Origin of the sequence: Caulobacter sp. 1776 (assembly GCF_040545685.1) — a bacterium.
Classification (GTDB): domain Bacteria; phylum Pseudomonadota; class Alphaproteobacteria; order Caulobacterales; family Caulobacteraceae; genus Caulobacter.
Map to the genome: position 1 here is coordinate 446,965 of NZ_JBEPMI010000001.1, position 23,084 is coordinate 470,048.

A 23,084-nucleotide genomic window follows, 5' to 3' on the forward strand; every position below is an offset into this window, starting at 1 on the left:
CGCCTCAGGTGGGGATCTTTCGCACCTTCAGCACCGCGCCGTCGACGCCGATGACGACCACCTCCTGGCTGATCGCCGGGATCGGTTCGTCGGTCTCGGCCGCCCAGTCCTTGCCGTCGACGAACACCCGGCCGCGGCCCTGCTCGAACGTCGACAGCACCTGGCCGCGCTGGCCGATCAGGCGTTGCAGCGGGTCGTTGAGGTCGGGACTGTCGGGTTCCAGGACCGGCCGCAGGAAACGTCGCGCCAGATAGGTGGTGGCGATGGTCAGGATCGCGAACAGGCCCAGCTCGACCGCCGGGCCGGGGTGCAGGACTTGCGCGACCACGGCGACGGCGAAGGCGCTGGCGGCCGGCCACAGCAGCCAACCGCTGCCGGTGCCGACCTCGATCGCCAGGAACAGGGCCGCGACCGCCAGCCACAGCCAGAGCGGATGCATCGCGTAGAAGCCTCCCAGGGCGTCCATGGGATCAGGCTCCGCGCTTGCCGCCGGTCGGCGTGCTGGTGGCAGCTGGGCGCGGCGCGTCGGCGCCCAGGCTCTTGATCAGCTCGCTGACGCCCGCGACGGTTCCGGTCAGGCCAGCGAAGTCGGCCGGCACGATCACGGTCTTCTGCTGCGGGCTGCGGGCCAGCTCACCGAACGCCTCGACGTATTTCTGGGCGATGAAGTAGTTGATCGCATTGACGTCGCCCTTCGAGATGGCCTCCGAGACGAAGGCCGTCGCCTTGGCTTCCGCCTCGGCTTCCCGTTCGCGGGCCTCGGCGTCGCGGAAGGCGGCCTCGCGGCGGCCCTCGGCCTGCAGGATGGCCGACTGCTTCTGGCCCTCGGCGCGAGCGATCTGGGACTGTTTCTCGCCCTCGGCCTCGGTGATCACCGCGCGCTTTTCGCGCTCGGCCTTCATCTGGCGGGCCATGGCGTTGGTGATGTCCGGCGGCGGCGTCAGGTCCTTGATCTCGATCCGTGCGACCTTCACGCCCCAAGGGCCGGTGGCGTGGTCGATGGTCGACAGCAGCCGGGTGTTGATCGCGTCGCGCTGGCTGAGCACCTCGTCCAGCTCCATCGAGCCGACGACGGTGCGCAGGTTGGTCTGGGCCAGCTGGGTGATGGCGTAGATCAGGTTGTCGACCCGATAGGCCGCCGCGGCGGCGTCCATCACCTGGATGAAGACGATGGCGTCGACCTTCACCGACACGTTGTCCTTGGTGATGACCTCCTGCTGCGGGACATCCAGCACCTGCTCCATCATGTTCACCCGCCGCCCGATCGTCTCGACGAACGGGGTCAGGATGCTGATGCCGGGCTTCAGGGTCCGAGTGTAGCGGCCGAACCGCTCGACGGTGAATTCGCGCCCCTGCGGCACGATCTTGATCACGCTGATCACCAGCACGAACGCCAGGATCAGCAGCACCAGTACGACGATCGACGTGCCCAAGACGCCCCCTCCTCCACAACCTTGCGGTTGAGGTTAGCGCGCCCCTTCGCCTTCCGCCATGGAATCCGGATCATGGACGGGCGGACTCGCCTTGCGCACCGACCGCGACAGCTTCTGGGCCAGGGCCTGGCCTCGGCGGGCGGCCTGCTGCTCGGCCTTGCGGCTGGCTGCGTCGCAGGTCGGATATTCGCTTCGGCGCGAAGCGAAGCCGGTGTTGAACCGCTCGCGCATCTGCACATCGAAGGCCTGGTCGGCCTGTTCGACCTCGGTCAATCGGACCATGCGGGCGCGCCAGTACTGATCGCCCTCGCCCTCGCAGACCTGGCGCAGAGCGTGGCTCTCGCCCAGGGCGTAGGCGAGGTCCAGGAGGCGCTGGCGCTCGCCCGCGTCCCGCTCTTGGGCGAGAACCGGAGAGACGACGAGGGCGGCCAGGGCGACGCCGAGAAGGAACGGACGCGACATGGCGCCTGTTATCGCCAAACCCCGTCGGCCTGTCACGGCCCCGCGCCCGAAAGGCGAACAACCGTCGCCGCGAGCTTGGGGATAGAATGTCCAGCGTTGTCAGAAAAGCTTTGACGATAAAGGCCTTGCGGTGGCCACGGATCGGGCGTTCCCTGTGGATACTGCAAGGAGGTCTGCTCATGACTGAGGTGCATTACGGTGTCGTGCGGGTCGGCGATCGCTGGTCCATCATCGGCGACAACCTGCGCTTTGGCGCCTACGAGACGCGCGGCGAAGCGCGCGCCGCGGCCCGCCGCCTGGCCGAGCATCCGGCGGGTCTGGGCCTGCCGGTGATGCTGCACGAACAGCAAGAAGACTGGGTGCTGCCCCGCCCGATTTCCCTCAGCTAGCCTCCTCGAGCTCGTCGGGGCCATACAGCCACGGCTTGACCACCCGCCACACCTGCAGAATCGACGCGATCGCGCCGACGATCGAGGCGACGACCTGGAACGCTTGCCAGACGAGATTGACCAAAGGGTCTTCGCCTAGCATGGCGACCAGCGGATAGATCAGGTTGCTGACGACGATGCGGAACTCGGCATAGGCCCGCGAATATTCCACCGATACGCCGGCGATCGCGGCCGTGACCACCACGGCCAGCACCGGGGCCCACAGCAGCGGCAGGATCAGCAGCAGGGCCAGAGCCGTGACCAGCGACTTGGTCGACAGGCCCACGTCCCTGGTCACGGTGATCCCAACGCCGGCCACGACCGCCAGGCCCAGCAGGGCGAAGGCGGCGGGCAGAGCCAGGTCGGCGGTCTCCGCCAACGGCAGGCGCGCGGCGAACACCGCCAGCGCCATCGCCGTCAGCGTCACGACGAACGCCCCCAGCCAAAGGGCGCCGTATTGACTGAGCCGTCGCCTCAGATGTCGCCGCGCGATCATGCCGTTCTCCGATCGGCGGGAGGGTGCTTCGGAAGAGTCTCGCCGTCCACGGGAAACTAAGCCGTTCGCCGCGCGCTTAACCCCTCGAAAGCGCCACCGGAGGTTCGCATGACCGCCACCGCCCGTATTGTCCGCAGCGCCGCCGAGGGCGCCAGCGCCCCGCCCTATGAGTCCAACCGCCTGCTGGCCGCGTTGCGCCCAGACGCCCTGGCCGAACTCGCGCCGCACCTGGTGCTGGTCGACCTGCCGCAGGACGCGGTGCTGTTCGACGCGGGCGACGACGTGGAGCACACCTACCTGCCCTGCGGCCCGACCCAGGCCTCGCTGCTGGTCGTCACCGCCGACGGCCAGGAGATCGAGGCCGCCAGCATCGGCTTCGAGGGCGCGATCGGCGGCGTCGTCAGCGCCGGCTTCAAGCCCGCCTATGGCCGGGCCGTCGTGCGCGTGCCCGGCTACGCCTTCTGCCTGCCGACCAGCCGGCTGGAGGAGCTCAAGGGCCGCCACGCCGCCGTGGGCGACCTGTTCGATCGCGCCGCCGACGTGTTCATCGCCCAGATGATGCAGGTCGCGGCCTGCAACGCCCTGCATCCGATCGAGCAGCGCGCCTGCCGCTGGCTGCTGTTCGCCCACGACCGCTCGGGCGACGAGCCGATCCGCCTGACCCAGGAGACCCTGGCCCAGATGCTGGGCGTGCAGCGCACGACGATCAGCGCCGTCGCCCGCGCCCTGCAGGACGCCGGGATCATCCATATCGGTCGCGGCAAGGTGGAGGTTCTGGACCGCCCCGGCCTCGAAAAGCGCGCCTGCGAGTGCCACGACGCGGTCGAGGCGCACTTCCGCAAGGTGCTGCCGAAGGTGGCCGACTAAGTTCGGAACCCGTTCGCCCGGACGAGCGCCGCCTCGGCCTCGCTGACCAGCCGCGCCACGATCTCGCCGGCCGGCAGGATCTCGCGAACGCCGCCGGCGCTCTGGCCCATGGCGAAGCAGGACTTGTCCGGATCCAGTCCCTCGACCTGGCCGCCGATGCCGCCCATCGCGCCCGCCTGGATCGAGACCATGGCTTGCTGGGGGAACGGCTGAATGTCGGCCGGCCGCGCCTCCCAGTCTTCGACATAGGCGTTCTTGCGCACCCGCATCGGCTTGCCCGAGTAGCAGCGGGTGCGGACCGTGTCTTCGTCGGCCGCCTCGACCACCGCCTGGCGGTAGAGATCGCCGGCGTGGGCCTCGAGACTGGCGATGAAGCGCGTGCCCATCCAGACGCCCTGCGCCCCGAGAGCCAGCGCCGCCGCCAGCCCCCGTCCGTCGTGCAGGCCGCCGGCCGCCACGACCGGGATCTTCACCGCCTCGACCGCCTGGGCGACCAGCGGCAGGGTGCCGACCAGGCCCGTGTGACCACCGCCTTCGCCGCCCTGGCAGATGACCGCGTCGCAGCCGGCCTGCTCGGCCTTGACCGCGTGTTTCACCGCGCCGCAAACGACCATGACCTTCAGCCCGGCCGTCTTCAGGCGTTCGATGATCGGCAGCGGCACGCCCAGGCCGGCGACGAAGGCGCTCGCGCCCTCCTCGATGATCACCTCGACGCTGGCGGTCAGGGCGTCGGGCGTGGCGGCCAGCAGGTCGACGCCGAACGGCTTGTCGGTGAGGCTTTTGACCTCGCGCATCTGGGCGCGGATGAAGTGCGGCGAGGTCCCGGCCATGCCCAGCACGCCATAGCCGCCGGCGTTCGACACGGCCGCCGCCAGCGGCGCGTAGGACACCCCGCCCATGCCGGCCAGCAGGATCGGATGCTCGATATGCAGAAGATCGCAGAGCGGTGTGCGCAAGCCCATGATCCATCCTCCCGAGGTCAACTCAGGAAGCATGATCGGCTCGCTCAGGCCCGCAAGCCTGCCGCGAGGTTAGCCGTGGCCTATCTGTGCCGAACCTACCTGTGTCGGGCCAGCTCGGCCTCGACGTCCGACTCGCACGTCCAGAAGCAGCTGGCCATGGCCGTCAGGACCAGAGCGATCAGCGTCAGGAAGCCGCGTGGCGGGGCCAGGCTGACAACGTCTTGGGGCGTCATCTCTCTCGTTTCCTCGTTCGGCGCCCAAATCTGATGTCCGGACTGCCTTAAGCGAAACCTTCTCACCGCCGAGGCGGTTCCGCAAGGGCCTGTTTTCAATGGGTTTTTATTGGACTTCAGAGTCCAAGAAACCCACCCTTAGAAGATCGAGTATCCGCCGTCGATGACGATCGTCGTGCCGGAGTGGTAGCTGGACGCGTCGGAGGCCAGATAGACGGCCATGCCGCCGAAGTCCTCGGGCTCGCCCCAGCGGCGGGCCGGGACGCGGGGGATGACCTTCTCGGCGAAGGCGGCGTTGCCCTGGGCGCCGGCGGTCATGTCGGTGGCGATCCAGCCGGGCAGGATGGCGTTGGCGCGGACGCCGTAGCGAGCGTGTTCCACGGCGACCGACTTGATCATCGAGATCACCGCGCCCTTGGTGGCGGCATAGGCCTCGTTGCGGGCGGCGCCCTCGATGGCGGCCAGCGAGGCGATCCCGACCAGCGAACCGCCCGGATCACCGGACTTCGCCCGCTCGACCATGTGGCGGCAGGCCTCGCGCAGGGTGAAGAAGACGCCATCCAGATTGACCGACAGCACCTTGCGATAGGTCTCGGTCTTCATGTCGACGAACGACGGCGAGCCATAGCCGATGCCGGCGTTGGCGAAGACGCTGTCGACCCGGCCCATGGCGGCCACCGCCTCCTCCATCCCTTCCGCGACCTGGGCTTCGTCGGAGACGTCGATGGTCTGGGCCTTCACGCGGACGCCCAAGGTGGTCAGCTGCTTTTCGGCCTCGAGATTGCGTTCCGGGTTCGAGCCCCAGATCACCAGGTCGGCGCCGGCCTCACCCATCGCCTTGGCCATGCCCAGGCCGATGCCGCGATTGCCGCCGGTGACGAGAGCGACCTTGCCCGACAGGTTGAACGGCGCGTAGGCCATGGCGACCACCCTATTTCTTCTTGAAACGATTGTTTGAAGGAGAGGCGGTCGGACGCCGAAGGTCAAGAGCCCCAGAAGTGGAAGGTCTGCCAACCCTCGCGGATGGCCGATCGCGACACGCCCAGCAGATCGGTAAGCGTCAGGGCCACGGCGAAGATGAAATCGCTGACGCCGGGGACCCAGAAGATCAGGGCGAACAGGATCAGGAAGCCGATCCGCTCGATCTTGACCATCCTGGCGCGCAATCCGTCCGGCAGGAACGGCCGGATGACGCCATAACCATCCAGGCCGGGAATCGGCAGCAGGTTCAGCACCAGGGCGCTGGCCTGCAGCAAGGCCAGCATCGAGAACGCGTTGGCCAGGGGGCTCGACGCCACGAACGGCAGGGCGATGGCGATCACGATCAGCACGACCAGTGTCCCCAGCGGTCCCGCCAGCGAGGCCAGCGCGCGCCAGCCCTTCGAGCGCATCAGGTCCTCGCGCAGATAGACCGCCCCGCCGGGAAAGCCGATGCCGCCCAGGGCCAGGGCGATCAGCGGGAAGATGATCGTCGTGACCAGGTCCGAATATTTCAGTGGGTCGAGGGTCAGATAGCCCTTCTCGACGATGGTCGTGTCGCCGGCCTTGTGGGCGACGAAGGCGTGGCCGAACTCGTGGATCCCGACGCTGAGCACCCAGGTCGCGGCGACGAAGGCGAACGTCAGCGGGCCGACCGGCGGCAGGCCGGCCGCCACGGCCCAGCCCAGAGCCACGCAGGCGGCGATCAGGATCAGGGCGTTGGGACTGATTGGCGCGCGGCGCGTGGGGGCTTCGATGACGGTCATGGGCGGATGTTGAGGAGATGAAGCTGGAGTGCAAGCACACTGCAATTGCCTCCCTAGGCCTTGTGCCTAGGGCCCAGCGTACGGCTGGCTTCGCGGCGGCTGAATTTGGCGCCGTTAGACCGCCGAGCGGATCTGAATCTCACAGGCTCGGCCGGCATGGGTCCTGGGCACAAGGCCCAGGAAGGCGGCTGAAAAGATTCGAAATCTACCCGAACCGCCCATACGCCTCCGCGATCACCCGCCGCGTTTCGTCCCATTCCACCAGCGCCATGGCCTCGTCCCGCGACACGAACCGGGCCTCGGCCGCGTCGTCGCCGGCCACGGGCTCGCCGCCGGTCCAGCGGGCGGCGTAGTCGACCAGCACGTAGTGGCGGGTGATCTCCCCGCCCGGCCTGGCCGGGAACACCCCGTCGACGACGTCGATCAGGCCCAGCAACGCGGCGTCGACGCCGGTCTCTTCCTTGAGCTCGCGCAGCGCGGCGACGTCCAGCGTCTCGCCCCACTCCAGGCGCCCGCCCGGCAGGCTCCACTGGTTCAGCCGGGGCGGCGTCCCACGGCGGATCAGCAGCACCTCGTCGCCTCGCAGACAGACGACCCCGACCGTCGGCACGGGATGGCCGCTCACGGGAAGCCGACCTTCAAATCGACGCTGGAGCGCACCCCGACGCAGTTTCCGCAGTCGACGAGCCATGCCTCGGCCGCCGTCCGGCCGCGTTCCTTCAGGTCGGTCAGGAAGCTCCATTCGGTGTTGAACTTGCTGGCCAGCGACAGGTCGGCCAAAGGCTGGTCGGCGGTGATCGCGTGGACCAGCATCCGGCGATAGCGGCCCCGGGCGGTGTCCTTCAGCAGGCCCTCGTCCAGCAGCTTCTGCACGAAGCCGATAGCCCGCAGCTCCGAGGCCAGCGAGGCGTTGAAGGTGATCTCGTTCAGCCGGTCCATGATCTCGCCCGGCGACTTGGGCGTCTCGTCGCGGACGAACGGATTGAGGGTGATCACCAGGATGTCGTCAGGCGTGTCCTCGTAGAACAGCGGCCACAGCGGCGGGTTGGCCAGAAAGCCGCCGTCCCAGTAGGGTTCGCCGTCGATCTCCACGGCCTGGAACACCTGCGGCAGGCAGGCGCTGGCCATGATGTGGCGAGCGGTCAGCTCGGCCTCGCGGAAGATCACCGCCTTGCTGGTCCGCACGGCGGTGGCGGCGATGAACAGCTTCAGCGGGCTCTTCTCGCGGATCTGCTCGAAGGTGACCTCGGCTTCCAGCGCGTCGTGCAGCGGGTTCAGGTTGAAAGGATTGAACTCGTAGGGGCTGAGCGACAGGGCGAAGGTCTCGGCCATGCGCCAGCCGGGGGTATTCTTGATCCAGTCCGCGCCCCCGGCGAAGGCGTTGGTCCAGATCGAGGTGTCGCCGAACACGTTGCGGCCGCCTTGGCGGTTCACCTGCCGCCAGAACGAGTCGAGCCGCTTGCGCGCGCCCGCGCGGCCGTCATCGATCATCCCCTGGGCCAGGCAGACGGCGTTCATCGCCCCGGCCGAGGCGGCCGTGATCGCGCGGATCTCGAAGCTTTCCTCCTCGAGCAGGCGGTCGAGGATCCCCCATTCGAACGCCCCGTGGGCGCCGCCGCCCTGCAGGGCCAGGCTCAGGCCCTTGGGGCCGGACTTCTTCTTGAACGGTGGAATCGGCATGCGAACTCCCGAGGGGCCAGCCCCCGATCAGTAGCGCTTCCTCCCAAGCGCGATAGCCGAAAGTGTGAGCGGTTTCGACGGTTATCGCGCGTCCACGAACGGAGCGATGTCTAGACTTATTGGGCGACCCAGCCGCCGTCGATCTGGAACGCCGCGCCGTTGGCCGAGGCTCCGGCGTCGGAGACCAGGTACAGCAGCATGCCCGTCAGCTGGTCGAAGGTGACGAACTGCTTGGTCGGCTGGGCGGCCAGGATCACGTCCTTCATCACCGCCTCTTCCGAGATGCCGCGGGCCTTGGCCTGATCGGCGATCTGGGCCTCGACCAGGGGCGTCTTCACGAAGCCCGGGCAGATGGCGTTGCAAGTGATGCCGAACGTGGCGACCTCCAGGGCGACGGTCTTGGTCAGGCCCAGGATGCCGTGCTTGGCGGCGACATAGGCCGACTTGAACGGCGAGGCGACCAGGCCGTGGGCCGAGGCGATGTTGACGATCCGTCCGCGCCCCTGCTCCTTCATGATCGGCACCGCCGCCTTGGTGGCGTGGAAGGCCGAGGTGAGATTGATCGCGATGATCAGGTCCCACTTGTCGTCCGGGAACTCCTCGATCGGCGCCACATGCTGCACGCCGGCGTTGTTGACCAGGATATCCAGCTCGCCGAACTCGGCCTTGGCGGCCCGCACCATGTCGGCGATCTCGGTGGGCTTGGTCATGTCGGCGCCGTGATAGAGCACCTCGACCCCGTGGGCCTCGGCCATCTCGGCCCGGGCCCGCTCGATGGCGTTCATCTCGCCCAGGCCGTTCATGACGATGTTGCAGCCCTGGGCGGCCAAGCCGTCGGCCAGCGCGTGACCGATGCCGCTGGTCGAGCCGGTGACGATGGCGACCTGCCCCTGCAAACCGAAATCGACGGCCATCTACGCGCTCCTGGCTGACGCCCTAATGATGCTGCCCAAAGATATTGCGATGCAGCATATAGCTCGCCCTTGCGAGAGGCGAGCGCTTATTAAATTCATCGATAGATGAATTCAGGGCTGCGGGCGAGCGAAAACCCAGTCGGCCGGCGTCGAAAGCGCCGGCTTGAAGACGTAGCCGTCCAAGTCGAAGCCCTTCAGGGCCTCGGCGCGGTCGATGCGGTTGTCGATGATGTATCGGGCCATGCGGCCGCGCGCCTTCTTGGCGAAGAAGCCCAGCACCCGCAGCTCGCCGTGCTTCTCTTCCTTGAAATGGCAGGTGACGACCGGCAGCTTCAGGGCCTTGGCGTCGACGGCGCCGAAATATTCCTGGCTGGCCAGGTTGACCAGGGTCGGATCGGAGTGGCCCTCGGCCGCCTGGTTCAGGGTCTTGGAGATCGTCTCGCCCCAGAAGTCATAGAGATTGTGGCCGCGCTTGGTCTTCAGCCGCGTGCCCATCTCCAGGCGGTAGGGCTGCAGGGCGTCGAACGGACGCAGCACGCCATAGAGGCCGGACAGGATCCGCAGGTGGTCCTGGGCCCATTCCAGCGCCGGGCGGTCCAGCTCGCGGGCCGCCAGGCCGGCATAGACGTCGCCGTTGAAGGCGATCACCGCCTGCAGCCCATCCTCGACCTGCGGATCGAAGCTCTGGAAGCGTTCGCGGTTCAGCTTGGCCAGGGCGTCGGAGATGTGCATCAGCCGCTTCAGGTCGGGCGCGGTCAGCTTGCGCGTCACCTTGGCCAACTCGGCGATCTGCGGCTTCAGCTCGGGCGTCGTGAGCGGCAGCACCGCCTCGGGGGCGGTGAAGTTCAGCGACTTGGCGGGCGAGATGACCATCAGCATGGGCGGGGAGATAGAGGGTTCGGCCCGGATCCGCTAGACGGCGCTTTACGCCTCGGCGTCGACGCGGGCTCGCATGTCCCGGTAGGCGGCCACGATGAGGTCGCCGAGCGCGGCCTCATCCACGGGCCGGCCCCAGTGAAGCTTCACATGCCGCATGCGCTTGCCCGCGCCCTCGAGCAGGCCGGCCGGGTCGTCCAGCGACGCGCCCTCGAAGAGGCCGATATTCACGTGAGCGCCGAACGCGTCGACATAGGCGAAGGCCGCGTCGTCCACGCAGGCCGTCGGATGACCGTCGTGCAGCAATTCACGAATGTCGCCGCCGCTGTCGCGGATCCGCTCGAACCAGGTCCGGGCCAACTGCCGCAACGCCGCGTCGCCGCCGGCGAACCACGCCTCGACGTCCGGATGGCGCCGCAGGGCGCTCGGGAACCGGAAGAGCCTGCTCATGGGGCCAGAGTGGCGCCTTCCGTAGAGATGTCGAGACGCTGGACGCGATCGCCGGCGCCTTCTAGCAAGGCCAGATGTCCAACGCCCTTGGCCTCGCCGCCGCCCTCGCCTGGCCGATTCCGATGTTCGTCGCCCTGTTCCTGGTGGCGCGCGACCGGACGCTGAAGTTCCGCGTCGTTTGGGCGGTAATCTGCTTCGTCGGGCTCGGCGCGTTCTGGATGGAGCAATCCACGGGCCGCTGGGGCTTCATCCCGCTCGCGATCAACCTGCTGCCAGGATCGCAGCCGGGCTTCTACAAGGCGACCATTCCCGCCGGCGCGTTCGTGGTGCTGATCCTGCTCTGGCTACGCGCCCGGCGGGCCCGCACCCTGAAGGCGCTGGCCTAGAACAGGACCCGCGGGTTCATGATCCGCTTGGGGTCCAGCGCGCCCCGGATCGCGCGCAAGGCCGCCACCTCGATCGGATCCTTGTAGGTCAGAGCCTCCAGCGTCTTCATCGTCCCCAGGCCATGCTCGGCGCTGATCGAGCCCGACAGGTCGCTGGTGATGTCGTGGACGATCCTGGCCCCCGCCTCGCGCAAGGCGTCGTGGGCGTCGTCGTCGCCTCCGGTGGCCTTCAGGACGTCGTAATGGACATTGCCGTCGCCGACGTGGCCGAAGGCGATGATCCGGGTTCCGGGAAAGGCCTTTTCGATCGCGGCATTGGCCCGCGCGATGAAGACCGGGATCTTGGAGACCGGCACCGAGACGTCGTGCTTCCACACCGCGCCCTCGGGCTTCTGGCCGGCCGAATGGCCTTCGCGGATGCGCCAGAAGGCCTTCATCTGCGTTTCGGTCTGGGCGACGGCGGCGTCGGCGATCAGGCCGCTTTCCAGGGCGCCGGTCAGTAGGCGCTCCAGCGCCGTCTCGGCCGCGCCGGGCTCGCCGCTGGCGACCTCGATCAGCACGTACCAGGGATGGACCTCGGGCAACGGATCGCGCAGGCCCGGCACGTTGCGGACGGTCAGCTCGAAGCCCAAACGGCCCATCAGTTCGAACGCCTCAACCGCGCCGCCGGTCTCGTCCTTGGCGCGGGCCAGCAGCTGGATGGCGTCGGCCGGCGAGGCCAGACCGACGATCGCGACCGCCCGCGAAGCCAGCAGCGCATGCAGTTTCAGGCTCGCGGCGGTGACCACGCCCAAGGTGCCCTCGGCGCCGATCAACAGCTGCTTGAGGTCGTAGCCGGTATTATCCTTGCGGAGGCGCTTGAGGCCGTTCCAAATCTCGCCGTTGGGCAGGACGGCCTCGATCCCCAGCACCTGCTCGCGCATCATGCCGTAGCGCAGGACGGCCGTGCCGCCGGCATTGGTCGAGATCAGCCCGCCGATCGTGCACGAACCTTCCGAGGCCACGCCCACGGTGAAGCGGCGACCAACCCGGGCGGCCTGCTGGTGGGCCTCGTAAAGGGTGACGCCGGCCTCCAGCACCATGGCGTCGTCGATCGGGTCGACGTCGCGGATCGCCTTCAGCTTCTCGGTCGTCAGCAGGATCTCGCCGTGCGGGATCTGGCCGGCGACGAGGCCCGTATTGCCGCCCTGGGGGGTGATCGCCACGCCCTCGGCCGCGCAGATCCCGACCACGGCGGCGACCTCGGCGGTCGTGCGCGGGGTGACCAGCAGCGGCGTGTCGCCCCTCCAGCGCCCGCGCCACTCCACCAGCTTGGGCCCGATCACGTCGGGATCCTGGCTCCAGCCACCCTCGCCGAGCACGGCCTTCAGGCGGGAGACGACATCTGCGGGAACGGGCTTGGTCATGGCGGAGACGGTACGCTTTCGAGGGGGAGGCTGTCAGTATATACTGCGATCTATACGGAGGCGCCCATGGGCATCCTGATCAAGAACCCGGAAGCCGAGCGCGCGGTGCGCGAGCTGGCCCAGCTGACCGGCGAGAGCCTGACCACGGCGGTCGAGGTCGCGGTCAAGGAGCGGCTCGCGGCCAAGCGTGGCGAAGCGCCTCCGCGACGACGCCGCAGCGTCGAGGAAATGGACGCCATCACCCGGAAATATCTCACGCCCGAGGCCCGCGCGGGCCTCCTGCCGCCCATCACGAAGGCCGATTTCGACGAACTCTGGGAGATTCCCGGGGTCACCGATATCGACGAGTGAGCACGCTCGTCATCGATACCTCGGCGCTGGTCGCCATCGCACTGTTCGAGGCGGATCGCGCCCTTCATATCGCCCAGATCGAACAGGCTCACGAGATTCTGATCTCCCCGATGAACTACGTGGAGCTCGGCCTGGTCCTAATCGCGCGACGCCATTTCCCGTCTCGAGGCGCGATGGATGAATGGCTCGAAGCCTATCGTATTCGCATTGCGCGCGACCCCGTCATCGACGCGGCGGCGCTCGACGCCTATCTGCGCTTCGGCAAGGGCCGTCATCCGGCCAAGTTGAATCTGGCCGACTGCTTCGCCTACGCCCTGGCCAAGGCCCTCGACGCGCCGCTGCTCTACAAGGGCGACGACTTCAGCCAGACCGACGTCCGCCCCGCGCTCTAGCCGATGAAGCCCGCCGCGCGGCGCAGGCGGTCGTTGATCGCCTCGCCCAGGCCGTCCCCCGGGATCGGAGCCACGGCGATCGCCGAGGGCTTGGTGCGGTCGGCGGCGCGCAGGAACGAAAAGAGGTTCGCGGCCGCCTCGGCCAGGTCGCCCGACGGGCTGAGGTTGAACACGCCCTCCCCGCTGGCGCCGCCGCCGAACGCCAGATAGGCCTCGCCGGCCTTGGGAGCCTTGGCGTTGATCCGCACCGGGGCGTCGGGGGCGTAGTGCAGGGCCAGGCGGCCGGGCGAGCGCTTGGCGTCGTCCTCGGCTTCGGCCAGCGGGCCGACGATCTGCTGCAGCTGGACGCGGGTCACGGCGCCGGGGCGCAGCAGGCGGGCCTGGCCGTCCAGGATCGAGATCACAGTCGATTCCAGGCCGACGGCGCACCGCCCGCCGTCCAGGGCGGCGGCGGCCTTGTCGCCGGTCTCGGCCATGGCGTCGGCATAGGTGGTCGGGCTCGGCCGGCCCGAGCGGTTGGCCGAAGGCGCGACGACCGCGCCGCCGAACGCCTCCAGCACGGCGTGCGAGATCGGATGGCCCGGCACCCGAATGGCCACGGTGTCGAGGCCGGCGCGGGCTAGATCGCAGACGGCGGCCGTGTCCCGGATCGGCGCGACGATGGTCAGCGGCCCCGGCCAGAACTCACGCGCCAGGGCATAGGCGCGGTCGTCCAGTTCGGCGATCCGCGCGGCGGTTTCCAGGTCGGCGACATGGGCGATCAGCGGGTTGAAGCGCGGCCGGCCCTTGGCCTCGAAGATCGCCGCCACGGCCGCCGGGTTCGCGGCGTCGGCCCCAAGCCCGTAGACCGTCTCGGTCGGCAGCAGGACGAGACCACCAGCGCGCAAAGCCTCGGCGGCGGCGGCTATTTCCGCTTGGCGGTCAGCGCGAAGCTGACCTTCACCTTCGCCGCGATTTCGTCCGTCGACGCCCATTCGCCCTGTCCAACTCCGAACGTCGTCCGGTCGAGGGTGGTTACACCGCGCGCGGTCGCCGTGTCGCCGTCGATCTTCAGCGAGAACGGCAGGCTGAGCGGCTTTTTCACGCCACGCAGGTCCAGCGTCCCGTCGGCGACGAACTTGCCCTCGCCGGTCTTGCGGAACTTGCTGGCGGTGAAAATCGCCTTGGGGTGCTCGGCGGTGTCGAAGAAGTCGCCGCTGGGCAGGCTCTGATCACGCTGGTCGTCGCCGGTGGCCGCCGAGCCCATGTCGACATTCACCGTCAGCTTCGAGCGGTCCAGCGCTTCGGGCGAGAACAGGATGTCGGCGGTCCAGGTCTTGAATCGGCCCTCGATGGCGCTGCCCGACCAGGTGGCGGTGAACGTCAGGTCGGAGCCCTGCTGGATAGTCCAGGCAACGGGGTCCTTCAGGTCCGACGCCGGCGCGGCGGCCTCGGCGGGCGGCGGTCCGGCCAGGGCGGGCGACGGCCCGGCGGCGGGAGTCTCCGCCGGCGCGGCCTCGACGGGCGGCGCGGCCGGAGCGGCCTTGACGGCGGGCATGTACAGATAGCCAGCCGCGATCACCGCCGCGAGACCGGCGACGGCCAGCCAGGCGCGGGGCTCCTTCCAGCCGGGACGGGCGCCCGGCGCCATGTGGCCGAACACCGCGTCGCGGTCGAGCAGTTGGTGCTTGGCCGCCGCGCCCAGGTGCAGGGCCAGCAGGACATAGGTCAGCTTGACCAACAGCTCATGCCCGGTCTCGCCGATCTCGCGCCACAGGTGCTTGGGGCCAGCGGCGAGCTCAGGCAGCAACGGCAGGTGCGGCCAGGGAATCGTCCCGTAAAGCAGGGTCGGGATGTTCACCCGGCTGGCCGACACCACGACCCAGCCCGTCAGCGGCAGGCCGATCATGACGACGTAGAAACCGACATGCACCAGCTTGGCCGCGACACGCTCCCAGCGGGGCTGATCGGCGGGGGCCAGCGGGACGGGATTGACCAGCCGCCAGGCCAGCCGCAGCAGGCTGAGCAGCAGGATGGTGATCCCGATCGACTTGTGCAGCTGGAACAGGGCGTAGGTCGTCGGCCCCTTGGGCCCGTCGCCCATCCGCCAGCCCAGGATGATCTGGAAGATGATGGCCGCGGCGATCAGCCAGTGAATGACGATCGCCCCCGTCGTGTATCGCGTACGGCTCGCGGCCATGGTGTCTCCCAGATCCCTGAATTCGTCCTGAAGCTCGACCTACTTCTTTTCGAACTCGACCTCGATGTTCAAGGTCACCTCGTCGCCAATCAACGGCGCATACTTGCCCACGCCGAACTCCGAGCGTTTGATCGATGTCATGGCGGAGAAGCCCGTGCGGGTGGTCAACGGGATCATGCCCGAGCCGACGCCGTTGAACGTGACGTCCAGCACCACCGGCTTGGTGACGCCGTGGAAGGTCAGGTCGCCGGTCACCGAACCGTGCTGGCCGTCGCCGACATCGATCGATGTCGAGACGAAGGTGATGGTCGGATACTTGGCCACTTCCAGCCAGCCGTCACCGGTCAGTTCCTTGTCGAACTTCAGACCGAAGGCGTCGGCGCCCGTGGCGGTGTCCAGCGAGGCCGGATCGATCGTGACGTTGATCTTCGAGGCTTCCGGCGACTTGGGATCGTAGTGGAAGTCGGCGTCCAGCCTGGTGAAGCGCAGGGTGTAGTACGAATATCCCATGTGCTTGAGCTTGGCGGTCAGCACCGCGTGTTTGTTGTCGAGCACATAGTGGCCGGCGGGAAGATCGGCCGGCTTGACCGACGAGACCCCCGGCGCGGCCAGGGCGGCGGGGGCGGTCAGGAGGGCCGCGGCCAAGGCGACATAAGCGAAGGGACGAAACATCGGGCAAAATGCTCCAAGAAACTAAAACAGCATCAGTTGCTGTTTTTCGGAATTAGGAACTTCACCGTGGGATGTAAGGGGCCGGCGATCACGAGGCCGTGATCGCGCCGACTTAGTTGTGATGAACCGCGACTATGGCCGTCTTGCGGCGATCGCTGGGATCCAGCGCCCCGCTTGGCGCGCACGGTCCGCCCGCCTAAAGAGATCGCTGATAACCTGGAGCTTGCCCGGCCATGACCTATCGCGCCCCCGTTCGCGACCTCGCCTTCTCGCTGCGCCACGCGGCGGGCTTCGAGCGCCTGGCCGACGCCTTCCCCGAGGCCGACGCCGATACGGTGGCGGCGGTCCTGGAAGCGGCCGGCGCCTTCGCGGCCGACGTGCTGGCTCCGCTGAACCGCCAGGGCGACCTGGTCGGCGCCAGGCTCGAGAACGGCGTGGTCCGCTGCGCCCCCGGCTTCGCGGACGCCTACCGGCAGTTCGCGCAAGGCGGATGGGCCAGCCTCGCCGCCCCTCCCGAGCACGGCGGCCAAGGCCTGCCCAAGACGCTGGAGGTGGCCGTGCTGGAAATGGTCCAGGCCGCCAACATGGCCTTCGGCCTGTGCCCGATGCTGAGCCTGGGCGCGATCGAGGCGCTGGAGCATCACGGTTCGGATCGCCAGAAGCGCCTGTATCTGCCGCGCCTGGTCTCGGGCGAATGGACCGGCACCATGAACCTGACCGAGCCCCAAGCCGGCTCGGACCTGGCGGCCCTGACCACCGTCGCGACCCCGGACGGAGACGGCTGGCGGATCACCGGTCAGAAGATCTTCATCACCTGGGGCGACCACGACGCGACGGACAACATCCTGCACCTCGTGCTGGCCCGCACGCCCGACGCGCCTCCGGGCGTGAAGGGCATCTCGCTGTTCCTGGCGCCCAAGGTGCTGGTCAATGAGGATGGTTCGGTCGGCGAGGCCAACGGCGTCCGGGTCGGCGGGCTGGAGCACAAGTTGGGCATTCACGGCTCGCCCACCTGCGTGATGCTGTTCGAGGGCGCCAAGGCCGAGCTGGTCGGCGGTCTCGGCCAGGGCCTACCCAACATGTTCACCATGATGAACGCCGCGCGCCTGCAAGTCGGGACGCAAGGCGTGGCCATCGCCGAGCGCGCCTACCAGCAGGCGCTGGCCTTCAGCCAGGAGCGCGCCCAGGGCCGCTCGGCCTGGACGCAAGCCTATCCGTCGCGCTTGTTCGATCATCCGGACATCCGCCGCACGCTCGTTCTGATGAAGGCCCATATCGAGGCGGCGCGCGGCATCTGCCTGTCGACCGCCGTCGCCGCCGACCTGGCCCGCGCCGCGACCGACGAGGCCACGCGCACGGCCGCCAAGCTGCGCGAGGAGTTGCTGACCCCGATCGCCAAGGCCTGGTCGACCGACATCGGCGTCTGGGCGGCCTCTCAAGGGCTGCAGATCCATGGCGGCATGGGCTTCATCGAGGAGACCGGCGCGGCCCAGCACTATCGCGACGCCCGGATCGCCCCGATCTACGAAGGCACGAACGGCATCCAGGCCATCGATCTGGTCGGCCGCAAGCTGATGCTGGGCGAGGGTCAGGCGGTCGGCGACCTGATGGACGACATCCGCGACACGATCGAGGCGCTGCTGGCCAGCGATCTCAAGGCCGTCGGCTTGCGCCTGGGAGCCGCCCTCGACGCGGCCGCCTCGACCACCGCCTGGCTGATCGAGCGCCGCGCCAAGTCGATGCCCGACGCCCTGTCGGGCGCCACGGCCTATCAGAAGCTGCTGGGCGACGTGGTCGGCGGCTGGATGCTGGCCAAGGGCGCCCTCGCGGCTTCCGGCGAGGCCGACGCGGCCTGGGCCGAGAGCAAGCGGGCCCTGGCGCGGGTGTTCGCCGAGACCGTGCTGGCTCAGGTCCCGGGCGCGGCGGCCGGGGTCATGCTGGGCGCGGCGGACCTGGAGGCGATGACGCCGGAGGTTCTGGGGGCGTAGACCTCAAGTACTCTGTCATCCCGGCTCTTCGCTGCGCTACGGCCGGGATGACAGAAGGAACGATCTACGCCTTGAAGAACGCCAGCAGGTCCGCGTTGATCACTTCCGGGTGGGTCGACGCCATGCCGTGCGGCAGGCCCGGATAGGTCTTCAAGGTCCCCTTCTTGAGCAGCTTGATGGCCAAGTGGGCGCTGTCGGCGATCGGGACGATCTGGTCGTCTTCGCCATGCATGATCAACACCGGGACGTCGATCGCCTTCAGGTCGTCGGTGAAGTCGGTCTCCGAGAAGGCCTTGATGCAGTCGTAGTGGGCCTTGGCGCCGCCGGCCATGCCCTGGCGCCACCAGTTGTCGATCAGGCCCTGGCTGACCTTGGCGCCCGGACGGTTGAAGCCGAAGAACGGGCCCTCGGGAATGTCGCGGAAGAACTGGGCGCGGTTGGCGACCAAGGCGGCGCGGAAGTTGTCGAACACCTCGATCGGCAGGCCGCCAGGATTGGCGGCGGTCTTCAGCATGATCGGCGGCACGGCCCCGATCAGCACGGCCTTGGCGACGCGGCCCGGCTTGGCGCGGGCGACATAGTGGGCGACCTCGCCGCCGCCGGTCGAGTGACCGACGTGAATGGCGTTCTTCAGGTCGAGGGCGTCCGCCAGGGCGATCACGTCGGCGGCGTAGGTGTCCATCTCGTTGCCGGTGTCGGTCTGGGTCGACCGGCCGTGGCCGCGACGGTCGTGGGCGATGACGCGATAGCCCTTCAGACGGAAGAACATCATCTGGGCGTCCCAGTCGTCGGCGCTGAGCGGCCAGCCGTGGTGGAAGACGATCGGCTGGGCGGTCTTGGGACCCCAGTCCTTGTAGAAGATCTGGACGCCGTCCTTGGTGGTGACGAAGCCGCTCTCGGCGCGATCAGCGCTGGCGGTCGCCTTAGGAGTCGCGGCCTGGGCGGCCTCGCCCAGCGAAGCGGCCGCCACGGCGGCGAGACCCAGGCCGGCGGTCATCACGCCGCGGCGGGAAGCTTGGTTCGACTGGCTCATGATCATCCCTCATCTGTACCCGCGATAATCGTTATCGCGATAACTAATGACCTAAACCCGAACCGAGGCCGTGTCCACGACTTTCTTTATCGCGATATCATTTTTCGTGATAAAAAGGATTCATGACGATCGGAGACGCCAAGATGCGCCCGCTGGACCAGCAGATCTGCTTCACCCTCTACGCCACCAGCATGGCGATCACGCGGGCCTACAAGCCCCTGCTCGACCAGTTGGGCCTGACCTATCCGCAATATCTGGTGCTGAGCACGCTGGGCGAGACCGACAGCCTGACCATCGGCGGCGTCGCCGCGCGGCTGGACCTGGAGTCCAGCACGGTGACGCCCCTGGTCAAGCGCCTGGAAGCCGCTGGCCTGGTGGCGCGGCGGCGCGGTGTCGAGGATGAACGCAAGGTCGAGGTGACGCTGACCCCGGCCGGCCAGGCGCTGCTGGAGCGGACCGGATGTCTAGGCGATCTCCTGATGGATCGCTCCGGCATGGACGAGGGGGCGTTGGGGGCGCTGAACGCGCGGATCCAGGCGCTGCGATCCGAGATCGTGAAGGGCTAAGGAGACAGATCCTCCCCCGCGTCGCGGAGGAGGATCTTCGGTCTTACAGCTGTTCCAGCAGGTACTCGGCCGACGAGACCTTGAACTGGCCGGCTTCCTCGACGTGCAGCTGGGTCACGACGCCGTCCTTGGCGATCAGCGAATAGCGTTGCGAGCGCGGGCCCATCCCGAACTTGCTGCCGTCGAAGTCCAGGCCGACCGCGCGGGTGAAGTCGCCGTTGCCATCGGCCAGCAGCAGGACCTCGTCGGCGATGCCCTGATCCTTGCCCCAGGCCTTCATCACGAAGACGTCGTTGACCGAGATGCAGGCGATCGTGTCGACACCCTTGGCCTTCAGTTCGTCGGCCTTCTCCTTGAAGCCCGGCAGGTGCTTGGCCGAGCAGGTCGGGGTGAAGGCGCCGGGCACCGCGAACAGGGCGACGGTCTTGCCCTTGAAGATGTCGTCGGTGCTGATCGGCGCGGGCCCTTCGGCCGTGCTGGTCATGAAAGTGGCCGCGGGCAGCGTGTCGCCAACCTTGATCGTCATGGGCCGTGTTTCCTCTTGTGCGTGTGAAGTCGCGCCTGCTCGAATATCCCTCGCCGAAGCGGTCGCCAAGCGCGCTTTGAAACGTTCCGCGACTTGAAACCGTCACATCGAAAGCCAATGCTAGGGTCATGGCCAGCTTCATCGACGAAGACGACGAGGGCGAGTTTCTGACGGGGCGGCTTCTGGTCGCCATGCCCGGCATCGAGGATCCGCGCTTCGAGCGCACGGTGCTCTATCTGTGCGCCCACGACGAGGACCAGGCCATGGGCCTAGCGGTGAACCGCCCGGTCGACGGCTTGACGGTGTACGAGCTGCTGGAGCGCCTGGGCGTGAAGTCCGACATCCAGGCTCCGAGCGATCTCGTCCTGCTGGGCGGGCCGATCGAGCGCGAGCGGGGCTTTGTTCTGCACACCGACGATTTCAACTCGCCGGACTCGACCTTGCCGGTGGCCGACGGCCTGGGCCTGACCGCCACCCGCGACGTGCTGGACGCCATGGCCAGCCGCATGCGCCGGCCGCGCAAGGCGGTGCTGGCCCTGGGCTACGCCGGCTGGGGTCCCGGCCAGCTGGAGCAGGAGCTGCGCGACAACATCTGGCTGATCTGCGACGCCGACGAGGGCATCCTGTTCGACGAGGACCACGAGCACAAATGGACCCGCGCCCTGGCCAAGTTGGGGATTTCGGCGGACCACCTGTCGGCGCAGGCGGGGCGAGCCTAGATCAGCCGCGCGCCTTCACCGGCGCGGCGCCGTCGACATAGGCCTCGTTCAGATAGACCTCGGCCTCCTGCGGCGATAGGGCCGGCGCGTAGCCGAAGCCCTGGCCGTAGTCGCAGCCTAGCGACTGCAGGGCGCGGGCCATTTCGGCGTTCTCGACGCCTTCGGCCACGACTTCCAGATCCAGGTCCTGGCCCAGCTTGACGACCGAGCGGACGATCTTGGCCGAGCCCGCGTTGCCGCCCATGGTGCGGACGAAGTAGCGGTCGATCTTCAGCGTGTCGAACGGCAGGCGCGTCAGATAGGACAGCGACGAGAAGCCGGTGCCGAAGTCGTCCAGCGCCAGACCGGCGCCGGCGTCGCGCAGGGTCCTGAGGATCATCGCGGCCCGCTCGGGATCGCGCATGATGTCGCTCTCGGTGACTTCCAGCTTCAGGGCGCCGCGCGGCAGGCGGTTGACGCGCAGGGTCTCGGCGACGTCGGCCACCAGGCCCGGACGATCGATCTCGCCGGTCGACAGGTTGACGCTGACGGTCAGGGCGCCCATCGCCGGGTGCGCGTCGCGCCAGGCGGCCAGTTGCTTGGCGGCGGTGTGCATCATGTGCGCACCGAGTTCGCTCATCAGCCCCATCTCTTCGATCAGCGGCAGGAACTCGTCGGGCGGCAGCATGCCCCGGCGCGGGTGGATCCAGCGGGCCAGGGCCTCGAAGCCCGACAGCGCGCCGGTCGACAAGCGCACGACGGGCTGGAAGTACGGGGTGATCTCGCCGCGGCCGATCGCGCCGCGCAGGTCGGCCTCCAGAGCCAGACGCGAGAGGCCGTCGGTCTCCATCGAGCGGCCGTAAGCCGCGGCCCCGCCGCGTCCGGCGGCGGCGGCGGCCTCGACGGCCAGCTCGGCGCGACGCAGCAGCTCGGCGGCGTCGGGCGCGTCGAGCCCCCCTTCGGCCGAGACCGCGCCGATCGACAGGGTCGGGTGAATGTCGAAGCCGGCCACGCGCAGCGGCTGCTCCAGGGCCGAGCGCAGCATCTCGGCCGGCTCGTAACCCTGGGGTTCGCACAGCACGGCGAATTCGTCCTCGCCGATCCGGCCCAGCAAGGCCTCGGCCGGGAAGGCGGCGGCCAGGCGCGAGCCCAGGGCGGCCAGGACGAGATCCGCGCGCTCGTGGCCCAGGGCCTCGTTCAGGCGGCGCAGACGGTCGAGGTCGGCGACCACCAGCTCGTGCACGCCCTCCTGGCCCAGGCGCTCGCGGGCGCGGGCGATGAAGCTGCGGCGGTCCAGCAGGCCGGTAAGCTCGCAGCGCTCGGAAGCCGTGAACTTCGTTTCGGGGGCGACGACGCCAGCGGCCCGGACGCCCTCCTCCAGCCAGACGCCCCGCCAGAGGCAGGTCTCGCCGCCGCGCACACGGAAGCGGGCGACGACCTCGGAGCCCGGCTCGCGGGTCTTGAGCACTTCCTCGGCCTGGGCGCGGTCCTGCGGCAGGGCCAGGGCGCGGAAGGCCGCGGAAGAACATTCCGGGGCCAGCGGCCCCAGGCCCAGGGCGCGCGCCGCGCCGTTCAGGCGCAGGCGGTCGGCTTCCGGCTCCCAGATCCACAGGGCGACATCGGCCGCGCCCAACGCTTCAAGCGTGGCCGTGGTGTCCCAGATCCGTCGTTCGCCCGCCCGAAAAGACATGCATGTCCCAAGTACGTCGGCCAGGGTCCGTTGCGCTCACTCGGGCGCGACCATGCCGAACAGACGATGATCTCGCCAACCGCCGTTAATTTTCAAATAAGCGGGCGCATATCCTTCCTCCAAAAACCCGCATTTCTGTAACAAGGCGGCCGAAGCGTGGTTCTCGGGCATGCACGCGGCTTCAAGTCTGTGAAGGCCAAGACCCTTGAAAGCAAAGCGGATCAGGGTCTCGACGGCGTCCACCATGAGTCCTTGGCGCGTGAAGGGCTGGCCGATCCAGTAGCCGATCGATCCGGTCTGAGCGACGCCACGCCGCACGTGGAAAAGCCGCACGGCGCCGACCAGGGCGTCGTCCGCCCGGCGGAAGATGAAGAACGGATAGGCCTCGCCGAGCTCCAGTTCCCGGGAATAGGCGCCGAGGCGCGCTCGGAACGCCGCCCGCGTCAGGTCATGCTCCGGCCAGGTCGGCTCCCAGGGTTCGAGGAAGGTCCGCGACTTGGCGCGCAAGGCGGCCCAGGCGCGATGGTCATGCGGACGCGGCGGCCGCAGATAGACGGCGCGGCCTTCCAGCTTGAGTCGGGGCCTAGTCTTCAGGAACGGCAGAAGGGCGGACAAGGACGAAGCTCTGGATCGATCACTCGCGCCACCATT

At 68.5% G+C, this 23,084-nt stretch carries 29 protein-coding genes; 8 read left to right on the forward strand and 21 right to left on the reverse strand.

The genetic code is table 11. The features are described 5' to 3' along the window. Positions 1-4: 4 nt before the first annotated feature. The 3 genes from ABIC66_RS01935 to ABIC66_RS01945 are packed head-to-tail and all read right to left on the reverse strand — an operon-like array spanning position 5 to position 1,895. Entirely contained in the window at positions 5-466 is a 462-nt protein-coding gene (locus ABIC66_RS01935; protein ID WP_354067663.1) for an NfeD family protein, read from the reverse strand. Between the two features lie 4 nt (positions 467-470). After that, the gene (locus ABIC66_RS01940; protein WP_354067665.1) at positions 471-1,433 is read right to left on the reverse strand and encodes an SPFH domain-containing protein; all 963 of its coding nucleotides are present in this window, start codon (positions 1,431-1,433) and stop codon (positions 471-473) included. 33 nt (positions 1,434-1,466) lie between these two features. Further along, the gene (locus ABIC66_RS01945; RefSeq protein ID WP_354067666.1) at positions 1,467-1,895 is read right to left on the reverse strand and encodes a TIGR02301 family protein; all 429 of its coding nucleotides are present in this window, start codon (positions 1,893-1,895) and stop codon (positions 1,467-1,469) included. 179 nt (positions 1,896-2,074) lie between these two features. Between ABIC66_RS01945 and ABIC66_RS01950 the strand changes: the two genes are divergently transcribed. Continuing rightward, a complete protein-coding gene (locus ABIC66_RS01950; protein WP_354067667.1) occupies positions 2,075-2,284 on the forward strand; it encodes a hypothetical protein in 210 nt (69 codons plus the stop codon). Here ABIC66_RS01950 and ABIC66_RS01955 read toward each other — a convergent pair. Next, entirely contained in the window at positions 2,277-2,819 is a 543-nt protein-coding gene (locus tag ABIC66_RS01955; RefSeq protein WP_354067668.1) for a hypothetical protein, read from the reverse strand. The genes ABIC66_RS01950 and ABIC66_RS01955 overlap by 8 nt on opposite strands. A gap of 108 nt (positions 2,820-2,927) precedes the next feature. Between ABIC66_RS01955 and ABIC66_RS01960 the strand changes: the two genes are divergently transcribed. Further along, positions 2,928-3,686 (forward strand): Crp/Fnr family transcriptional regulator, encoded by a 759-nt coding sequence (locus ABIC66_RS01960; RefSeq protein ID WP_354067669.1) that lies wholly within the window; start codon positions 2,928-2,930, stop codon positions 3,684-3,686. Here ABIC66_RS01960 and ABIC66_RS01965 read toward each other — a convergent pair. From ABIC66_RS01965 to ABIC66_RS02005, 9 genes are all read right to left on the reverse strand, one after another. Then, a complete protein-coding gene (locus tag ABIC66_RS01965) occupies positions 3,683-4,648 on the reverse strand; it encodes an NAD(P)H-dependent flavin oxidoreductase (RefSeq protein ID WP_354067671.1) in 966 nt (321 codons plus the stop codon). The genes ABIC66_RS01960 and ABIC66_RS01965 overlap by 4 nt on opposite strands. Positions 4,649-4,743: 95 nt before the next feature. Then, complete coding sequence (locus ABIC66_RS01970) at positions 4,744-4,881, reverse strand: hypothetical protein (protein WP_354067672.1); 138 nt, start codon at positions 4,879-4,881, stop codon at positions 4,744-4,746. A 138-nt stretch (positions 4,882-5,019) separates the two neighbouring features. Continuing rightward, the gene (locus ABIC66_RS01975) at positions 5,020-5,802 is read right to left on the reverse strand and encodes an SDR family NAD(P)-dependent oxidoreductase (RefSeq protein WP_354068352.1); all 783 of its coding nucleotides are present in this window, start codon (positions 5,800-5,802) and stop codon (positions 5,020-5,022) included. Between the two features lie 62 nt (positions 5,803-5,864). Further along, positions 5,865-6,626, reverse strand: coding sequence for a site-2 protease family protein (locus ABIC66_RS01980; RefSeq protein ID WP_354067674.1), 762 nt, complete (start codon positions 6,624-6,626; stop codon positions 5,865-5,867). A gap of 205 nt (positions 6,627-6,831) precedes the next feature. After that, positions 6,832-7,251 (reverse strand): NUDIX hydrolase, encoded by a 420-nt coding sequence (locus ABIC66_RS01985; RefSeq protein WP_354067675.1) that lies wholly within the window; start codon positions 7,249-7,251, stop codon positions 6,832-6,834. Next, entirely contained in the window at positions 7,248-8,306 is a 1,059-nt protein-coding gene (locus ABIC66_RS01990) for a patatin-like phospholipase family protein (RefSeq protein WP_354067676.1), read from the reverse strand. Before ABIC66_RS01990 ends, ABIC66_RS01985 begins: the two co-directional genes overlap by 4 nt. Before the next feature lie 116 nt (positions 8,307-8,422). Next, positions 8,423-9,220 carry a 3-hydroxybutyrate dehydrogenase gene (locus ABIC66_RS01995; RefSeq protein WP_354067677.1) on the reverse strand — a complete coding sequence of 266 codons (798 nt, stop codon included), beginning with the start codon at positions 9,218-9,220 and terminating at the stop codon, positions 8,423-8,425. Positions 9,221-9,331: 111 nt separating this feature from the next. Next, complete coding sequence (gene yaaA, locus ABIC66_RS02000) at positions 9,332-10,099, reverse strand: peroxide stress protein YaaA (protein ID WP_354067679.1); 768 nt, start codon at positions 10,097-10,099, stop codon at positions 9,332-9,334. A 45-nt stretch (positions 10,100-10,144) separates the two neighbouring features. After that, positions 10,145-10,546 (reverse strand): DUF1801 domain-containing protein, encoded by a 402-nt coding sequence (locus ABIC66_RS02005; protein ID WP_354067680.1) that lies wholly within the window; start codon positions 10,544-10,546, stop codon positions 10,145-10,147. A gap of 74 nt (positions 10,547-10,620) precedes the next feature. Here ABIC66_RS02005 and ABIC66_RS02010 point away from each other — a divergent pair, with 74 nt between their 5' ends. Next, positions 10,621-10,932 carry a hypothetical protein gene (locus ABIC66_RS02010; RefSeq protein WP_354067681.1) on the forward strand — a complete coding sequence of 104 codons (312 nt, stop codon included), beginning with the start codon at positions 10,621-10,623 and terminating at the stop codon, positions 10,930-10,932. Here ABIC66_RS02010 and ABIC66_RS02015 read toward each other — a convergent pair. Then, entirely contained in the window at positions 10,929-12,338 is a 1,410-nt protein-coding gene (locus tag ABIC66_RS02015; RefSeq protein ID WP_354067682.1) for an FAD-binding oxidoreductase, read from the reverse strand. The two genes, ABIC66_RS02010 and ABIC66_RS02015, sit on opposite strands and share 4 nt — an antisense overlap. Positions 12,339-12,404: 66 nt before the next feature. On the opposite strand from ABIC66_RS02015, the gene ABIC66_RS02020 reads away from it, so the two are divergent. Continuing rightward, the gene (locus ABIC66_RS02020) at positions 12,405-12,689 is read left to right on the forward strand and encodes a type II toxin-antitoxin system VapB family antitoxin (protein ID WP_354067684.1); all 285 of its coding nucleotides are present in this window, start codon (positions 12,405-12,407) and stop codon (positions 12,687-12,689) included. Continuing rightward, entirely contained in the window at positions 12,686-13,081 is a 396-nt protein-coding gene (locus tag ABIC66_RS02025) for a type II toxin-antitoxin system VapC family toxin (protein ID WP_354067685.1), read from the forward strand. The genes ABIC66_RS02020 and ABIC66_RS02025 overlap by 4 nt, the downstream gene beginning before the upstream one ends. Here the strand turns inward: ABIC66_RS02025 and ABIC66_RS02030 are convergent. From ABIC66_RS02030 to ABIC66_RS02040, 3 genes are read right to left on the reverse strand one after another with little or no spacing between them, the layout of a single operon-like run. Next, positions 13,078-14,055 carry an L-threonylcarbamoyladenylate synthase gene (locus ABIC66_RS02030; protein WP_354067687.1) on the reverse strand — a complete coding sequence of 326 codons (978 nt, stop codon included), beginning with the start codon at positions 14,053-14,055 and terminating at the stop codon, positions 13,078-13,080. The two genes, ABIC66_RS02025 and ABIC66_RS02030, sit on opposite strands and share 4 nt — an antisense overlap. Further along, positions 13,986-15,260: a YceI family protein gene (locus ABIC66_RS02035; RefSeq protein ID WP_354067688.1), complete on the reverse strand. Its 1,275-nt coding sequence runs from the start codon at positions 15,258-15,260 to the stop codon at positions 13,986-13,988. Before ABIC66_RS02035 ends, ABIC66_RS02030 begins: the two co-directional genes overlap by 70 nt. A gap of 39 nt (positions 15,261-15,299) precedes the next feature. After that, positions 15,300-15,932, reverse strand: a complete 633-nt coding sequence (locus ABIC66_RS02040; protein ID WP_354067690.1) for a YceI family protein — start codon at positions 15,930-15,932, stop codon at positions 15,300-15,302. Between the two features lie 233 nt (positions 15,933-16,165). Here ABIC66_RS02040 and ABIC66_RS02045 point away from each other — a divergent pair, with 233 nt between their 5' ends. Further along, positions 16,166-17,920, forward strand: coding sequence for an acyl-CoA dehydrogenase family protein (locus tag ABIC66_RS02045; protein ID WP_354067691.1), 1,755 nt, complete (start codon positions 16,166-16,168; stop codon positions 17,918-17,920). Between the two features lie 64 nt (positions 17,921-17,984). On the opposite strand, the gene ABIC66_RS02050 is transcribed toward ABIC66_RS02045, so the two are convergent. Then, complete coding sequence (locus ABIC66_RS02050) at positions 17,985-18,953, reverse strand: alpha/beta fold hydrolase (RefSeq protein WP_354067692.1); 969 nt, start codon at positions 18,951-18,953, stop codon at positions 17,985-17,987. 122 nt (positions 18,954-19,075) lie between these two features. Between ABIC66_RS02050 and ABIC66_RS02055 the strand changes: the two genes are divergently transcribed. Next, positions 19,076-19,519 (forward strand): MarR family winged helix-turn-helix transcriptional regulator, encoded by a 444-nt coding sequence (locus ABIC66_RS02055; protein ID WP_502910279.1) that lies wholly within the window; start codon positions 19,076-19,078, stop codon positions 19,517-19,519. Positions 19,520-19,562: 43 nt separating this feature from the next. Here the strand turns inward: ABIC66_RS02055 and ABIC66_RS02060 are convergent, their stop codons facing one another. After that, positions 19,563-20,045 carry a peroxiredoxin gene (locus ABIC66_RS02060; RefSeq protein ID WP_354067693.1) on the reverse strand — a complete coding sequence of 161 codons (483 nt, stop codon included), beginning with the start codon at positions 20,043-20,045 and terminating at the stop codon, positions 19,563-19,565. 128 nt (positions 20,046-20,173) lie between these two features. Between ABIC66_RS02060 and ABIC66_RS02065 the strand changes: the two genes are divergently transcribed. Continuing rightward, positions 20,174-20,764 carry a YqgE/AlgH family protein gene (locus tag ABIC66_RS02065; RefSeq protein WP_354067694.1) on the forward strand — a complete coding sequence of 197 codons (591 nt, stop codon included), beginning with the start codon at positions 20,174-20,176 and terminating at the stop codon, positions 20,762-20,764. Position 20,765: 1 nt separating this feature from the next. On the opposite strand, the gene ABIC66_RS02070 is transcribed toward ABIC66_RS02065, so the two are convergent. Together ABIC66_RS02070 and ABIC66_RS02075 are read right to left on the reverse strand one after the other, a co-directional pair. After that, on the reverse strand, positions 20,766-22,433 hold the full coding sequence (locus tag ABIC66_RS02070) for a putative bifunctional diguanylate cyclase/phosphodiesterase (RefSeq protein WP_354067696.1): 1,668 nt from the start codon (positions 22,431-22,433) through the stop codon (positions 20,766-20,768). 36 nt (positions 22,434-22,469) lie between these two features. Continuing rightward, entirely contained in the window at positions 22,470-23,048 is a 579-nt protein-coding gene (locus ABIC66_RS02075; RefSeq protein WP_354067697.1) for a GNAT family N-acetyltransferase, read from the reverse strand. Positions 23,049-23,084: the final 36 nt, after the last annotated feature.

Coding starts and splice junctions, on each gene's coding strand:
- ABIC66_RS01935 (WP_354067663.1), bottom strand. CDS start 466: ATGGACGCCCTGGGAGGCTTCTACGCGATGCATCCGCTCTGGCTGTGG.
- ABIC66_RS01945 (WP_354067666.1), bottom strand. CDS start 1,895: ATGTCGCGTCCGTTCCTTCTCGGCGTCGCCCTGGCCGCCCTCGTCGTC.
- ABIC66_RS01950 (WP_354067667.1), top strand. CDS start 2,075: ATGACTGAGGTGCATTACGGTGTCGTGCGGGTCGGCGATCGCTGGTCC.
- ABIC66_RS01955 (WP_354067668.1), bottom strand. CDS start 2,819: ATGATCGCGCGGCGACATCTGAGGCGACGGCTCAGTCAATACGGCGCC.
- ABIC66_RS01960 (WP_354067669.1), top strand. CDS start 2,928: ATGACCGCCACCGCCCGTATTGTCCGCAGCGCCGCCGAGGGCGCCAGC.
- ABIC66_RS01965 (WP_354067671.1), bottom strand. CDS start 4,648: ATGGGCTTGCGCACACCGCTCTGCGATCTTCTGCATATCGAGCATCCG.
- ABIC66_RS01970 (WP_354067672.1), bottom strand. CDS start 4,881: ATGACGCCCCAAGACGTTGTCAGCCTGGCCCCGCCACGCGGCTTCCTG.
- ABIC66_RS01975 (WP_354068352.1), bottom strand. CDS start 5,802: ATGGCCTACGCGCCGTTCAACCTGTCGGGCAAGGTCGCTCTCGTCACC.
- ABIC66_RS01980 (WP_354067674.1), bottom strand. CDS start 6,626: ATGACCGTCATCGAAGCCCCCACGCGCCGCGCGCCAATCAGTCCCAAC.
- ABIC66_RS01990 (WP_354067676.1), bottom strand. CDS start 8,306: ATGCCGATTCCACCGTTCAAGAAGAAGTCCGGCCCCAAGGGCCTGAGC.
- ABIC66_RS01995 (WP_354067677.1), bottom strand. CDS start 9,220: ATGGCCGTCGATTTCGGTTTGCAGGGGCAGGTCGCCATCGTCACCGGC.
- yaaA (WP_354067679.1), bottom strand. CDS start 10,099: ATGCTGATGGTCATCTCGCCCGCCAAGTCGCTGAACTTCACCGCCCCC.
- ABIC66_RS02005 (WP_354067680.1), bottom strand. CDS start 10,546: ATGAGCAGGCTCTTCCGGTTCCCGAGCGCCCTGCGGCGCCATCCGGAC.
- ABIC66_RS02010 (WP_354067681.1), top strand. CDS start 10,621: ATGTCCAACGCCCTTGGCCTCGCCGCCGCCCTCGCCTGGCCGATTCCG.
- ABIC66_RS02015 (WP_354067682.1), bottom strand. CDS start 12,338: ATGACCAAGCCCGTTCCCGCAGATGTCGTCTCCCGCCTGAAGGCCGTG.
- ABIC66_RS02020 (WP_354067684.1), top strand. CDS start 12,405: ATGGGCATCCTGATCAAGAACCCGGAAGCCGAGCGCGCGGTGCGCGAG.
- ABIC66_RS02030 (WP_354067687.1), bottom strand. CDS start 14,055: ATGGGCGTCGACGGACGAAATCGCGGCGAAGGTGAAGGTCAGCTTCGC.
- ABIC66_RS02035 (WP_354067688.1), bottom strand. CDS start 15,260: ATGGCCGCGAGCCGTACGCGATACACGACGGGGGCGATCGTCATTCAC.
- ABIC66_RS02040 (WP_354067690.1), bottom strand. CDS start 15,932: ATGTTTCGTCCCTTCGCTTATGTCGCCTTGGCCGCGGCCCTCCTGACC.
- ABIC66_RS02045 (WP_354067691.1), top strand. CDS start 16,166: ATGACCTATCGCGCCCCCGTTCGCGACCTCGCCTTCTCGCTGCGCCAC.
- ABIC66_RS02050 (WP_354067692.1), bottom strand. CDS start 18,953: ATGAGCCAGTCGAACCAAGCTTCCCGCCGCGGCGTGATGACCGCCGGC.
- ABIC66_RS02055 (WP_502910279.1), top strand. CDS start 19,076: ATGACGATCGGAGACGCCAAGATGCGCCCGCTGGACCAGCAGATCTGC.
- ABIC66_RS02060 (WP_354067693.1), bottom strand. CDS start 20,045: ATGACGATCAAGGTTGGCGACACGCTGCCCGCGGCCACTTTCATGACC.
- ABIC66_RS02065 (WP_354067694.1), top strand. CDS start 20,174: ATGGCCAGCTTCATCGACGAAGACGACGAGGGCGAGTTTCTGACGGGG.
- ABIC66_RS02070 (WP_354067696.1), bottom strand. CDS start 22,433: ATGTCTTTTCGGGCGGGCGAACGACGGATCTGGGACACCACGGCCACG.